The sequence below is a fragment of the Spirosoma humi genome (assembly GCF_054776575.1).
In genome coordinates this window covers 62,254-76,183 of record NZ_BAAHBR010000015.1, presented here as the reverse complement: position 1 = coordinate 76,183, position 13,930 = coordinate 62,254, and the positions used below count along the sequence as shown (strand labels likewise).

The window sequence follows — 13,930 nt, the reverse complement described above, 5'->3', positions numbered from 1 at the left end:
GCCGCTCGGGTAAAGTCAACGTACAGCGTCCCTTCGTCAGTGGCATTAAACAGGTTGGCAATGCCCGTCCACCGGCACACATCGGCCTGTCTGGTCACCGCTGCGCTCGTCGTGGGTATGTAGCTGGTAGCGAAAGCGCCTTGCTCGAATTGTGCACCCCAGAAATACATGCCTGATGTACCATCACCTGCGTAGGTACTGGTGTTATTGCCATTTCGGATAATCAGAAAATAACCACCCGAGGTAAGCGTAGCCGTAGCCGTGGCGGTCATACTGACCCGGTACCAGCCATTGGGATAGGGCGTGATCGTATTGGTACAACCGGCCCCCGTGAACAGCACGGCACCGTTACCCGTCAGCGAAAAACGATTTTCCAGGTAGTTACCAAAGACCGTGTTGATCGTCTGAAGGCTGACGACAGTATACCCGGCTGGCTTAACGAAGATCGACATCGTATAGGTATTTCCCGACACAAAACTCAGCACCCCCGGCGAGGGGTAATGGTGCCCCACGGTGGCGGTTGGTACCATTAATTCGGCTGACGTGCCCCCCGATGGTGCGGTGGTGGCATCGGCCGTCACCGTCAACAGGCTTTTCCCCCAGGTGGCCTGGTCCAATTGTTCCGAATAGAGACAACTGTTTGTCCGGGTCTCCTCAATCAACAGACCCCGTAGTTGGCCCGTTACCGGATCATAATCGAACCGGGGCGTATGGGCTGCTACCGTCTCCAGTACACCAGAAGGATTGATTCTCGTCGCTACACTATTGCGAATAAACGTCAGGCCCGGAGGCATCACCCCAGACCGAAAATCCAGGTTCAGGGAAGGCGCAAACTGGGCACTCTGTTGGCTACTCCGTATCATCACATTTTGGCGTAAGTAGCGTTGATCACTGAGTTGCTGCGCGCCATGAGCGAGAAGGTATTGCACTTCCCCGCTGCCGTATTCCAGTCCACCGAGGCCCCGCCCGGAAAGGCCACGGCTGAGGGGAAGGTGAGCACGAAACTACCCGCCCCGCCCTGAATGCAATCAATATAGAGGCACTTGCCTGGCGCGGCATTCTGGATCGTCAGCGTGGTGTTGGCCGTCAGCGTCAGAATTAAAAAGGTGTTGTCGGCTGGAGCCAGATCGATGCTGTAGGTGGTGGCCGCGCTGGCCGTCACGACCCGGTTGGGTACGGCCGCAATGGCGGCATCCCGGGCTATGCCTGCGGCTGTTGCACTGTTGGCCGCAGCATTAGCCGACGATAGGGCTTCCCCTGCCTTCGTGTTGGCCGTACTGGCTGAACCAGCTGCTGCACTAGCCGATGCCAGGGCTTCACTTGCTTTGGTGCTAGCCGTGCCTGCTGATGTCAGCGCTTCCCCGGCCTTCGTACTGGCTGAACTCGCTGAGCCAGCCGCAGCATTGGCCGACGTCAACGCATCCCCGGCCTTGGTACTAGCTGTGGTAGCTGAGCCACTAGCGGCATTGGCCGACGCGAGCGCTTCGCCCGCCTTTGTGCTGGCCGAATTCGCGTACCCAGCCGCAGCATTGGCCGACGTCAGGGCTTCGCCTGCTTTGGTGCTGGCCGTGCCTGCCGACGTCAGGGCTTCGCCCGCCTTCGTGTTGGCCGTTCCTGCCGAGCCAGCGGCTGCATTGGCCGATGCCAGGGCTTCCCCTGCTTTGGTGTTGGCGGCATTGGCCGACGTCAGGGCTTCGCCTGCCTTCGTGCTGGCGGCTGTTGCACTGTTGGCCGCAGCATTGGCCAACGATAGGGCTTCGCCCGCCTTCGTACTGGCCGTGTTGGCCGAATTAGCGGCATTGGTGCCAATGGTAACGACCTGCGCAGCCATGGTCGTTACATCGTCATGGACTGCATCGACCAGCAACTTAGTGGCAAATACTGCCGCCCGGGCCGCTACAACGACAGGAGCGGTATTATCCGTCACGACCAGGCCATTGATGACGATATCATTCCCAATCGGATTGTAAACAACCCGAAAATCTGGAGCTGTAAAAACGCCCGCTGCCTGATTTCGCCCCTGTATCCAGATGAAACTACCCACCACCTCCGTTCGGGCCAGGCTAACGTTATACAGGCTGTAGCTGTATTTGCTCTTGTAGAGTTTACCGCGCACGGTATCGGTGAGCGTAACCTCCAGCTGATTATCCAGGGTCGAAACCATAGGCAGCGTGATGACCACTAAGCCTGACTCATCTGCAAAAGATAGCTCGAACGTTTGGGCCGATACGGCCGTCACCGGTGAGCCGTCCGGAAGAACGAACAGAAAGCCGATTTTACTCGAGTCCCGGCGTACTCGCTCGATGTTGGCCGTTGCCGCGTAAGCGGAAGAAGTTGGTAGCATTAGGTTGGTGAATTACAGGTCGCCCCGTTGGTCAATATCCCCGATCGCATTACCGATCAGCGCGTAGATCAGCGTGGCAATGGGTGTCTTATCGGTAATGGTCAGGCCCATTTTCTTGAGATCGCCCAGCGTAATGTTCTGGAAAAACTGGCGCTGGTCCACCGCTCCGATCGTCCCTTCAGCCACGACAGTACCGGTTTTAGGGTCAACAAAGGCACCCGTCGTGTTTTTGGTTACGATCTGATCCTGGTACCGAGTGCGCGCGGCCTGTTTCTGAGCGGCCGTCAGGCTGTCGTCCGTCTCTATACGTTCCAGAATCGGAACGCCGGTCGAGTCGAGCGTAACTACCCGAATCTGCTGGACCATGTTCAGGTCGGCCAGAATGACAAAATTTTCGTGGAGAGCCAGGCGGTTGAAGCCCGTCACCACCTCAGTACTGATCACTTTTTCGATTGGAGCCATTGGCGTACAGATGAATAGTTAAAAAGATTACCAACCCGAACTGGCGGCTCTGCGCCACCGGTGGGGATTGGCTGACGTTTTCCAATAAAAATAATCTTCACCCCAGCATACGGTACCCGCTTCGCCGTTCGGATCCGTTGGCCCGGTGGGTACGTAGCTGGTTTCCAGCTTTAACTGCTGGTAGCCATTCGCTCCCTTTACGTGTAGGGCTGCCGTGGGTGTTTCGGTGCCGATGCCGGTGGTGCCATCCCCTTTAATGGTCATCAGGTGCTTACTGGTGGCCGGATCCTGACCCGCATAAAACGCGTGCCGATCGGCTGAACTGTTTACCTGGTACTTTAGGGTGCCTGCTAAAATACCGAACCCGTAAAACTGGTGGTCATTGTTAGACCCGTTGTCGTACAGATTGATCTTTTTTGCCAGGATGTTGGCCGGAAATTTTAGAACACCGTTTATAAACGTGTTACCATCCACGTGAAGCCGTTCCGATGGAACCAGAGTACCTAGGCCAAGCCATCCGTTCCCGTTCAGGCTGGCCAGCAACCGCTTTGTATTGGCCGTAAGCTGCTGCCAGAAGGTAAAGCCCCCGCCTAGGGTGTTGGCGTTCATTAGCGATACCTCCGAGCTTCCCGCCGAAAAGTTGCCGCCTATGGTGAGTTTCGACAATCCTGCTGTGCTGATTGGTGCCGGGTAAACCCCATCCCCGTTTGGCAAAGGGAAAGACGTAAAGTAGCGGCCTATTTCCGTTTTGGGTAAATAAACGTTCGGTAGAGTGGAATTAAATACCTGCGTCGTATTGGCCGGTATGTTGGCAAGGGGAGCGCCGAAGGTTGGGTAGACAATGGCGTTTGCCATATCCAGCACTTTGACCGAAATTAATTTAAACCCATTGTCGGCATAGGCATAAAATAAAATTCGGTTGTCCGGATGCCGAACGGCCACAATACCAGCTCCGATGGCCCCCCCCGTAACGGTATAGTAATAGGTGAACCCGCCCCGGTTGGTAAAGTACGCTTTGATAATTTGCGGATCCCCGGCAGTAGAGTCCCAGGTCTTGCAAACCATTTCCACGGTCATAAAGTCGAACGTGCCACCCGTTGGCGTTGCCAATTCGGCAAATGGGTAGTATCTATACTGTGGTAGGTTGGTCTCGGCCACTGACGTAATGGTCTGTAAGCGCCCCGCTGGCAGGCCATTGAGTGTGGTAAAGTTGGCGCTGGGTGCCTGGAGATTGGCCCCGCTCTGGTCATCGGCCGTGGCCCCCACAATGACCTTACCCGTGTGGTACACGTTGTCGGCGTTGGCTCCGCCCGGCAACCCATCACTGACCCGGTACCAGGTCGATAAATTGTTATTAACGGCATCGCGCACCCAGCGAACTGCCGTTTTCAGGATGGAGCGAAGCGTAGCCGGTTTAATTTGCCGGGTGGTATTATCGGCCAGATCACTATCGATCTGATTCTCAACTTGAGAAGAATCTAGCATAATTATGAATCAAAAGAAAGGTTGAAACCAAAGTCGAAGGCCGAATCAGGAAATAGAACAGCCGGATCGGTGCCCTCCAGCCGGTAGATTGAAAGATGACTTTTACCCACCAACGTGAGCTGGATGCCATTACTAGCCGCCTGCAGGCGGGTGGTGGTCAGCCGCAGGCCGTTGTCGGGCCGACCCGCCAGCCAGCCCTGGCCATTGTAATCGATCCAGAACGCGACCCAGCGATGAACAGCGTTCTGGCCCAAGTAATGGTCGAGTGCGGCCGATGAGCGGGGGAGGGGTAACTGCAGCGTTTGGGTGTAGACCGTACCGGCCGCTTCCCGCAGGCTGCTCTCGTCGAAGGTACCCGTTTTGGCGGGTAGCGATAGTTTGCTCAGCTTCGAGCCGACCCGCACCAGCAGTCCCGATTTGCTGACGGTATGGGGCTGGCCAGCCACCGGCAGCTGGTGGGGTTCCAGTACATCCACCACGTCGACGGCCCGCAGCAGCCACAGCGTCCGGATGAAGCCCGCGTTCGGCTGGCCAGGCTGAAGGCCAAAGACTTGTTCACTGATCGTCATGCCCAAAATTAGGCCCAAAAAACCCCGTCGGAAAGGACGGATTACCGGGACTAGTTTGCACAAAAAAGCGCCCTGGTGATACACCAGAGCGCTTTTTGCCCGGACTTTTTAGCACTCAGCCGGACTTCTTTCGCTACAGCCGGACTTTTTAGGCTACAGCCGGACTTTTTAAGCAGATATTTTCCTGAGATTTTCGGTTTTTTCGGTCGTTTCGGTTCAAATAGTCCCGGTAAATTTTGCGGACGGTCTCCCAATCGATGTCCACATCGCGTCGGATATCGTACCGATCCAGAAATACCCGAATGTGCGGAGAGTAGTCGCCACCCACCAGCTCGTGCACTTTGCGCACCTCGAAGATCATCGCCGTGCGAAAGATCTCCTCCAACTGGCGCACCATGGCCAGGTGTTTGTCCGGCGCAATGTCATTGCTTTTCTCCCGGCAGTAGTAAGCGAAAGTGACCGAACTACCCGACACGGGCCGCACCGGAATGGTGAGCGGATACGGCCGACTCACCAGGTTGATCAGCTGCCCGATCTGACTCCACTTTTCAATTTTGATAACGCCACTATGAGCGTTGTACTCGCCTTCTAAAAATTTTTTCAAATACGCTGGTACTGGTAACGTGATGCGTTTCAGCATGAGTAGGGAAGACTTTAAAAAAAGGAAGGTTATGTCAAGTTACGCAATGGGTGAAATCATAAAGATACGAGCACCCAGTGACTTTGCCAAGTGAGTAATTACCCACGCGGAGAATATTCCGCTCACCGTTATTATTTGCCGCCAAACGTGGAAATCGCCCCGATCAGTGCGTCGAGCCGTCCGGCCTGGTTGCTGCCCCAGACCGCTCCCTGCACGCCATCGACAGCCCCGCGCACCTGGTACACGGCCCCTTCCACCGCATTGATGGATCCCTTTAGGCTGCGCACCTCGACCGATAAGCCATCGATCGAACTGGTGGTTCGGGTCGCGGATCGTTCCAGGGCCTGCTCGGTTTTGTTGCCCAGGCTACTCAATGCCTGTTTCTGCTCGGTATTGAGTATATCCAACGAGGTGGTTACGTCCTCGTTCAGCACCTCCAGCGAAAGCGTGACGTTGCGATTCAGCTGCGCCAGCGACCGGGTCATGTCCTTGTCCAGCTGCGCCAGCGCCAGCTCGGTGCGATCGGCCGAATCGTCCAGGCTAAATACCGTCGCCTTTCGCAGATCGAGTAGGGCCGCTTTCATCTCATCCGACAAATTATCCAGGCTGGTGACCGTTTTCAGGCTCAGGCTGGCCAGCGCCCGGCTATTGGCCAGACTCGCCGTGGTAATGGCCAGAATGGTTTTGGCCGTGGCCTCGTCCTGGTTTTTACCCAGTTGGTTGGTGAGCCGGGTAAAGTCCGCTTTATTTTGAACGGTCAGTTTATCCAGCCCCGTGGCCGTCGTTTTCTCCAGGTTTTCCACCGCCTGGGTCGTATCGGTCGACAGCGATTTAAGACTCGACACCAGTTGCAGACTCAGGTTGCTCAGGGCCACCTGGTTGGTCAACCGGTTGGTGCCGAGCGTCGACACCAGTTGCGACCGGTGCTCGCTCAGGGCCAGCGTCAGGGCGCTCCGGAGCGTGACCAGTTCGGCCACGATCACCTTCGAGTCGGTGGTCTGACTGGTCGAAATACGCATCAGGGCATTACTCAAACTGGTGCCCAACCGCTCCAGGCCATTGAGCAACTGCTGGTTTAGATTCGATCGATCCAGCCCCTCGTAGTAAGCCAGGTTGCTCATCACCGTGCGCAGGTTGGCCTCCATGTTCTGCAGCAGCTGCCGGGTCGTGTCGGGCTGTTTCTCCAGCGCGTCCTTGATGGCCGTCAGCAATCGCAGTTGCTCCTGCCCCTGCTTTTCGGCCCGATCGGCCGCTGCTTTGGCTTCGGCATCGTCGTAGCCGCTGTCGTATCCATCGCTGCCACCACTGTCATACTCGACGGTGCCCCCATCGTCGTAACGCCTGCGGCCGGGTATGCCACCGTACAGGTACATACGTTTCTGCCAGGCCGGTGGATCGAACACTCCGCCATCCCGGAACCCGGCTGGACGGCCACCTCGGGCATCGCGGTAATCGGTCACCGACGCATGACGACGGCCGGGTGTGCGGGCGTTGGCAAACATACGCTGAATAAGCGGCATATTGGCCTGGGTTTGATCCCGTGAAATAATCGCTTCGCCCCCTTCCATTTCGCCCACGTCGCGGCCACTCTGCCGGTCGATCAGCCCGATCCCCCCTTTGCCATAGGTGCTGGCGTGACGCCCACCGGTGGGAATAAAGCCACCCTGCTCGAACTGGGGCATCGGTTGTGATTTGATCTTGGCCACCTGCACCCCCGTCATGATCGCACTCATGGCCGCAAACACCAAGTTGGCTGGCCAGAAACTCGAGGCCAGCGCTTTCAGCGTGGCCAGCGCCCCGGTGATCAGCGCCGACGCGATATCGGCCTTCTTCTGGGCTTCCCACGCTTTCTGTTTGGCGGCTGCTTCGGCCGCTGCCGCTTTTTTGTTTTCGGCCTCGATGCTGCGATTCAGTTCCTTCTGGTTCTGGATTCGGGTCTGTTTTTCGGCCTCGACTTTCTTTAATTTTTCCCGCTTCTCTTTCTCGGCTTCATCGATCGCCTTATCGGCCTGCTCCTTGGCCAGCCGGATCTTCTCTTGCTGATCCTCCTTGGCTTTGGCCAGGATTTCTTTGGCCGCTTTTTCGTCGCCTTTCTGAACGGCCTCGATGGCTTTCAGCTCCGCATCCCGCTGGTCTTCGGCCAGTTCGATTTTGGTTTTCTGGGTATCCTTGGCCAGCTCGGTCTGGGTTTTAGCCGTGTCCTTCGCTTTCTCGATCTTATCCTTAGCCTCGGCCTCAGTCTGCTGTTTGGTCGTTTCGAACGCCTGTTTGGCTTCACTCAGCAGCTGCTGCCGGGTGGCCTGGTCGATATCCTTCCGTTTGTTGATGGCCGCAACCTCGGCATCCCGGGTGGCTTCGGCCGCATCGATCTTTTCATTTTTCTCATTGGTAGCCGCTTTGATCGATTCTTTCTCGGTTTTCTGCGCGGCCTCGATGGTTTGCTTAGCCTCGTCCTGAGCCGCTTCGATAGCCTCGTCGGCCGCTTCTTTGGCCGCATCGGTCTTGCCCTCGGCGTTCTCTTTGTAGCCCGTCAGCTGCTCATCGAGTTTCTTTTTCTCTTCACTGCTGGAGAGCTGCCGGTACTGCTGCTCCAGGCTGGCGATCGTGCTCTGGGAGGCCGACTTGATGGCATCGATCTTGTCGTTGCTCTCCTGGGTGACCCGCTGCTTTTCCAGCTCGGCCGCATCCTGAGCGGCTTTCTCCATCGCAATCTGATCATTGAGAAGCGCGATTTTGGCATCGCGTTCCCGCCGGGCTTCAGCGATGGCATTTTCGGCTTTTTTCTGCTCAAGCTGATTCAAAAAATCCACCGCAGCCGTGGCCATCTGTGCCACCGCCTGGTACTTGGCCATGTTCTGATCCAGTCGCTTCTGCCAGGCTGATTTTTCCGCTTCGAACATAGCCGCGCCATGCTCCACAAAGCCCAGCAAATCTCCCTTCAGTAGCGCCGAGAAGGCATTGGAGGCTTCGGTCCAGATGCCGTTCTTTTTCTCCTTCAGCTCCTTCTCGATCTGGGCTTTATCGTTGGCGGCTTTCTGGGTGAGCACGATCCGCTCGGTTTCGTACTTGCCTTCGATGGCCGTCAGCATAGCCTCTTCCTGTTCCTTGCTGGTCGCATCCCGCACGGCCTTGGCTCGATCGGCCGCTTCCTCGGCCGCATTCCGGGCCAGCGATGCCGCCAGCTGTGCGTCCAGCCTCCGCTGGTGAATATCGGCCAGTTTGGTGGCACTATTTTTAGCATTGACCTCCTCCCAGTCGAAGAGCGCATTTTCGGCCTGCTGCTTCTGATCGATGATGAACCGCGCATTTTCCAGCCGTCTAACCTCCAGCTGCTCCAGCTTCTGGGTTTTTTCTTCCTCCTTTTTGAGTGACTTCTGGCGGGCTTCCTCGTCTACCTGGTCGAGTTTGGCCAGGTATTTTTTCTCGGCCGACACGCGCAGCGCATCTTTGTTGGCCGTGCTGGCCAGCGATTGCTGAATGGCCATCAGCTCGGCATCCAGGATCTGGGCGAGCTTCACTTTCTCGGCCGCTACTTCCCCCTTCGTGCGTTTGATGAAAGCCAGGTAAGCCTCGTTTTCGTCTTCGTCGATTCGTTTCAGGGCTTCCGCGTTGGCCTTCCGGATTTCTTCGAGGTGTTTGTCGGTCTCCTTCTGTTCTTTTTCCCGGGCTGTTTTGGCGGCTTTCTCCCTAGCCTTGGCCGCTTTTTCCTCGGCTAGCGTCATGGTGTTGACCGCCGTAGCGTGGGCTGTGGTCAGTTCTTTCCCAGCCGCTTCACCCGCTTTTTTAGCTACTTTGGGCATCTCGCTGGCAATGCGCTCATCGTATCCTTTGGTAAAGGCTTTGCCCACTTTCTGACCAAAATCCTGGAACGTAGCCACGGTTTTACCCACCGCTCCCCCGGTTACTTTATCGATAAAGCCCACCACATTGCCGACCAGGTTTTTGTAGAAGTCCCACAGACCCTGCATGATCGTCATCACTGACTTAACCTTCGTGCCCAGCCAGTCGAAGGTGTTACCCGCTGTTTTGATTGAGGGCATCAGGGCGTCCGAGATGCTGGTACCAACCCCCTTAATACTGGTCCAGAGGCCGGAAAAAAATCCATTGATTTTGCTCAGGGTTGGCCCAAAAGTGCCCGACAGCCAGTTGCCGGTGCTTTTCATTACCTGCCACACCCCGTCGACGGCCGCTCTGACCTTCTGGTTATTTTCGTACAGGGTATAAAAGCCAGCGACCAGTAACGTCACGGCCGTAATGATCAGCCCGATCGGGTTGGCCTTCATGGCTACGTTCAGCGCGTTCTGGGCGATCGTCAGCGCATTGGTCACCACAACGCGCCCTTTGTCGATGGTTGCCATGATCGTCGCCTGAGCGGCCTGTAATCGCTCCGTAAGGGTACGCCGGGTCGTAGCGGCCGTGGCTGCGTTCTCCGCTACCGTACCGGCATTGGTGGCCGTGGTGGCCAGGGCCTCGGCGGCTGCTTTGCGGGCGGCTTCAGCGGCCCGGATCTTATCAGCCGCACTGACCAGGGTGGCCGCAATAGCCCGGGCTTTCTCGACGGCCGCTGCTTTCAGGGATTGCGCCGACGAAATGATCAGCTGGGCATTGAAGGCAATTAGCCCAGTGGTCAGCCCTAAAATAAGGACTCTATTCTGGATTAAGAATTCGGGCAGGCTGGCCAGTGCTTTTAAAAACGCCAGCCCGTACTGGATCCCCATCGTCAGCGCCGGTGCCAGTTTCTGGCCCAAACTGACGGCATAGCCGATTACCGTGGCCGTGCCCTGCTTGATGGTTTCGTCCAGGGTGGCCATGTTGGTCGCTGCCTGCTCGGTGGCCACCTGGGTGCCCGTCATGTTCTGGGTCATCTGGGCGATTTCCTTCCGGTGGCTGATCACGTGCTGCGCCGTCACCAGGTTCTCTACCCCGAACATCTTGGTCACCTGGGCCGTCGACAGGTTTTTCTTCTCCAGGTTTTCCAGCGCTTTGTCCAGCCCGACGATGGCCGGGTTGGTATCCTTCGCGCCGGTCTGCAGCTTCACCAGCATGTTCCGCAGTTGGGATCCGGCCTGCTCGCCCTTGATGGAAATGGTCGACAGGCTCTGAATGACCGCATTGGTCTGGGTGAAGCTGATCCCCGCTGCTGCGGCTACCGTACCGGCATATTTGAGCGAGGAGCTGAGATCGCTCATTTCGGCGGCACCCTCTTTGGAGCCAGCGGCCATCACCTCGACGTATTCCCCCGCTTTCTCGGCTCCTACACCCCACTGATTCAGCGATTCGGCCACCAGTTTAGCCGCCTGCGTCAGATCGATCTTGCCCGCTTTGCTGAGCTTGATGGCCTGGTCGGTCACGCTGGCCAGGGCCTCGGCGTTGGCCGTCAGTTCGGGTTTGGCCGACGCCAGCAATTTGTAAGCATCCAGCATCTCGGCTGCTGACATACCCACCTCCGGTCCGACTTCTTTAGCCCGCTGTTTGAGGTAGTCCAGCCGTTCGCCCACGATACCGGTAACGGCCGACATATCGGCCGCTGCCGATTCGAATTCGCGGAATTTAGCCACGGACGTCGTGATGGCCTCTTTGACGGCCATCCCCAGGCCCGCCAATCCGGCCACCCCGGCCACCGATAAATCCTTGATCTGCGATTTCGCCCGCTCCCAGAGGGTGGGTTTAGCCAGCTCCTCGCCGGTTGTGCGCAGGTGATTGGCTTCGGCCGTGACGGCCGCAAAATCTTTCTCCGTCTGGTGCAGATCCTTGCCTGCCTTGACAAAATCTTCCGTGCCGGGCGTGAGTTTTTTCAACTGCTCATTGAGCAGCTTCACTTTGGTCTCCAGCTGGCCATAGGTCAGCTCGCTATTTTTGGCCTCCAGCAGCTGCTTGTGCATGGCCACGGTGGCTTCGTCCACCACCTTGACGATGGAGTCGTAATATTTCTTGGTGGTCTGTAGCTCTTTGCTGGTGTTGATGAATTCCTTCGATGCGGGATTGAGGGTGTCCATTTTGGCCTTCAATTGCTCGATCTTGGTTTTCAGCTCCCCGAAGGTCAGGCTGGTATCGGCCATCGCCGTCAGGTCTTTGGCGGCCTGTTTGGCGGTGGTGGCTACGCCCTTGGCCGATGCGTTGACGTTGTCCAGGTAGGCCCGGGCCGTCTGCAATTTGGCCGATGCGGCCACGAACTCGTCGGTGCCCGGCTTGAGCGTTTTCAGGTCCCGCGCTAACTGCTTGACGTGGTTCTCTAACTGGCCATAACTCAGGGTCGTAATATCGACCTCTTTCCGCAGGGCTTCGCTGGCCTTACGGGTCTCATCGAGTTCGAGCTTCACTTTTCGCCACTCCTCGGAGTTTTTGCCCGGGCCGGTTTTCTCGATCTCGCGCAGGGTTTTGGTTAGGGTCGTCGCCTTATCGTTCAGATCCTTCAGCTCTGCGTTTAACTGGCCACTGTCGGTTTTGATCTTGAGGGTGGCTTCTTCGTTTAAATTCAGTGACATGGTAGCGGGAGGTTAATTGAATTCGAGGGCCATTTTCATTCCCGCCAGGGCGGTGTGGCCAGCCGCTTCGAGCAGATCCCGAAACAGGTAGGGCAGCACGTCCTGCAGCAGTGGATCCGAATACATGCCCCGGTAGCCTCGTTTGACGTTGGGGTGGCGTTTAAGGGCCATTTTGTAGCCCCAGGCGATGCGCTCGATGGCCTGCGTTTCCGAAGCGGGCCAGACGCCTGCTGGATAGCCCGGCACGCCTTTGTAGAAATAGCCCCGGCCGTGCTTTTCCAGGTTCTGCTCCACCATCCGGATCATCGCCGACAGGGGTGGGGTGCGGGCGTAGTTGAGCGACTGTAAATCCTTGATCCGGGCCAGGGGGGACATGGTCAGCCGGGCCTCGATGTAGCCGTTCGCTTCCACGGCCGCAAACGTTTTGAAGGAATTCAGCAACTCACCGGTTAGCTCCAGGCCCGCATCCTGGGCGCGTTTGATGAACAGCTCCTTTGCTTTTTCGATGTAGGCGTCCAGGATCCGGATCGCATCGCGGTTGGTAGAAAGCCACTCGCCCCGCGCATCTTTTGCGCGCAGGCCGGTAGCGTCGGTGCCTTGGGAGTTTGCCATGCTACGAAATTGGCTCCGATCGCAGGTATAGGGAAGGACACAAAAAAGCCCCAATTCTCAGAATTGGGGCTTTAAGAAACTGTATATATTTTACTTGTGGCTTACTTTCATGTACTGAAGATCATTTTGTGGCTTCAGTATATCACAATGAACGTTGATGCGCGGCATTCTTCGACCATAGGAAGCAGTGAAAAACATCAACAACTTGTCCAAGTTTCGTAAAGCCTTAACTAGATGCTTTTCATTTGTTAGGGCAGCTTGTTGTGATGTTACTTGACCATCCTTTTCGTTAACCAAATATCGAGAACGTCTAGATAGCATTTGTAGCCCTACATAAGCGGTGTACTCGTTTTCTGGCAATTTACTAATTGAGGTTTGCTTTTCAGGGTTAAGTGCGTCTTTTACACTGTTATGCGTCCTATACTGAAGGCCAAAATTAGCTAGGTGAGCATTAATAAGATGAAGAGCAGTATAAAAACAAACTGTAACCTGCCAATCTACACAATCCCTTACATTGCCATTAATTTGCTCCAAGAACTGGAGATTCCTCTCAGCTTGATTAGCATGATCATCAAATTGTGCCAAGAAAATTAAGATTTTTTCTCTACCACTACACTGTAGTGGTTCGGTGTAGATAGATAGTCACTCTCTTCGACAATCGTTGTATTCATATCGAAGCCGAACTCATGATACTTAGCATTAATTTTAGCCTCCGCCATAATCAATGCTTTTTCTAATTCGTCTTGATCATCAGGGATTTCAGCCCAAACCAAAACTTCCGAATCGTTATGGTCGATCGCTAATCGGTTCAGTTGGGCTAAGCCCGAGTTCGCAATGATCTCTACGTAGTCAAGGACAATACGGCTGACAAAATATTTTTGAAGCGTTGCCTTTGAAGCTCGGGCTGCTTCTTCGGCATTACCAAAAATCATTTTATTGTAAAAGTCCTTAAGCGGTTTGGAAGCCGTATCGGTTTCCAGCTGTAATTCGTGTGATCGCAAGTTAGAAACGAGGTCGTCAAACCACGCCCCCCTGCTAATCTGGGGAGTTTCTACTGCTTCTCTGGTCATATATGTGGAAAGTTTGAGTGCGAAACGGGTTGGCAAATATTAACACATTTGTTAATTAAAACTAATTGCCGTTGATATAAATATCATTGCCTAATACTTATATAGTAAACGGTAAGACTGTCAATACATACTGTTGAGCTTCGCTAATTGTTCATTTTTAACAAATTATAACGTAAGATCATTCCCTAAGTTACTCCAGTTGACTCGTGCATGACATGTATCATGAATACGTCAAGTGTGATAAAATATGCCATTTTGGGATT

Annotated in this window: 10 protein-coding genes; all 10 read right to left on the bottom strand. The window is 55.5% G+C overall.

The window, feature by feature from the left end; translation table 11 throughout:
• Positions 1 to 863, bottom strand: an 863-nt coding sequence (locus tag ACYU8Y_RS16490) for a phage head spike fiber domain-containing protein (RefSeq protein ID WP_460939150.1), incomplete at its 3' end; no start/stop codon positions are given.
• On the bottom strand, positions 863 to 2,344 hold the full coding sequence (locus ACYU8Y_RS16485; RefSeq protein ID WP_460939149.1) for a hypothetical protein: 1,482 nt from the start codon (positions 2,342 to 2,344) through the stop codon (positions 863 to 865). The genes ACYU8Y_RS16485 and ACYU8Y_RS16490, both read right to left, overlap by 1 nt.
• Positions 2,345 to 2,356: 12 nt before the next feature.
• Positions 2,357 to 2,806 (bottom strand): hypothetical protein, encoded by a 450-nt coding sequence (locus ACYU8Y_RS16480; protein WP_460939148.1) that lies wholly within the window; start codon positions 2,804 to 2,806, stop codon positions 2,357 to 2,359.
• A 27-nt stretch (positions 2,807 to 2,833) separates the two neighbouring features.
• Positions 2,834 to 4,291, bottom strand: a complete 1,458-nt coding sequence (locus ACYU8Y_RS16475) for a hypothetical protein (RefSeq protein ID WP_460939147.1) — start codon at positions 4,289 to 4,291, stop codon at positions 2,834 to 2,836.
• 2 nt (positions 4,292 to 4,293) lie between these two features.
• Positions 4,294 to 4,860, bottom strand: a complete 567-nt coding sequence (locus tag ACYU8Y_RS16470) for a hypothetical protein (protein WP_460939146.1) — start codon at positions 4,858 to 4,860, stop codon at positions 4,294 to 4,296.
• 148 nt (positions 4,861 to 5,008) lie between these two features.
• A complete protein-coding gene (locus tag ACYU8Y_RS16465) occupies positions 5,009 to 5,500 on the bottom strand; it encodes a hypothetical protein (RefSeq protein ID WP_460939145.1) in 492 nt (163 codons plus the stop codon).
• A gap of 131 nt (positions 5,501 to 5,631) precedes the next feature.
• A complete protein-coding gene (locus ACYU8Y_RS16460) occupies positions 5,632 to 11,985 on the bottom strand; it encodes a phage tail tape measure protein (RefSeq protein ID WP_460939144.1) in 6,354 nt (2,117 codons plus the stop codon).
• A 12-nt stretch (positions 11,986 to 11,997) separates the two neighbouring features.
• On the bottom strand, positions 11,998 to 12,597 hold the full coding sequence (locus ACYU8Y_RS16455) for a hypothetical protein (RefSeq protein WP_460939143.1): 600 nt from the start codon (positions 12,595 to 12,597) through the stop codon (positions 11,998 to 12,000).
• 90 nt (positions 12,598 to 12,687) lie between these two features.
• Positions 12,688 to 13,182 carry a hypothetical protein gene (locus ACYU8Y_RS16450; RefSeq protein WP_460939142.1) on the bottom strand — a complete coding sequence of 165 codons (495 nt, stop codon included), beginning with the start codon at positions 13,180 to 13,182 and terminating at the stop codon, positions 12,688 to 12,690.
• Between the two features lie 5 nt (positions 13,183 to 13,187).
• Positions 13,188 to 13,667: a hypothetical protein gene (locus ACYU8Y_RS16445; protein WP_460939141.1), complete on the bottom strand. Its 480-nt coding sequence runs from the start codon at positions 13,665 to 13,667 to the stop codon at positions 13,188 to 13,190.
• Between the last annotated feature and the right edge of the window lie 263 nt (positions 13,668 to 13,930).

What these genes read in the sequence shown, in the direction of transcription:
- ACYU8Y_RS16485 (WP_460939149.1), bottom strand. Translation starts at nt 2,344, where the DNA reads ATGCTACCAACTTCTTCCGCTTACGCGGCAACGGCCAACATCGAGCGA.
- ACYU8Y_RS16480 (WP_460939148.1), bottom strand. Translation starts at nt 2,806, where the DNA reads ATGGCTCCAATCGAAAAAGTGATCAGTACTGAGGTGGTGACGGGCTTC.
- ACYU8Y_RS16475 (WP_460939147.1), bottom strand. Translation starts at nt 4,291, where the DNA reads ATGCTAGATTCTTCTCAAGTTGAGAATCAGATCGATAGTGATCTGGCC.
- ACYU8Y_RS16470 (WP_460939146.1), bottom strand. Translation starts at nt 4,860, where the DNA reads ATGACGATCAGTGAACAAGTCTTTGGCCTTCAGCCTGGCCAGCCGAAC.
- ACYU8Y_RS16465 (WP_460939145.1), bottom strand. Translation starts at nt 5,500, where the DNA reads ATGCTGAAACGCATCACGTTACCAGTACCAGCGTATTTGAAAAAATTT.
- ACYU8Y_RS16460 (WP_460939144.1), bottom strand. Translation starts at nt 11,985, where the DNA reads ATGTCACTGAATTTAAACGAAGAAGCCACCCTCAAGATCAAAACCGAC.
- ACYU8Y_RS16455 (WP_460939143.1), bottom strand. Translation starts at nt 12,597, where the DNA reads ATGGCAAACTCCCAAGGCACCGACGCTACCGGCCTGCGCGCAAAAGAT.
- ACYU8Y_RS16445 (WP_460939141.1), bottom strand. Translation starts at nt 13,667, where the DNA reads ATGACCAGAGAAGCAGTAGAAACTCCCCAGATTAGCAGGGGGGCGTGG.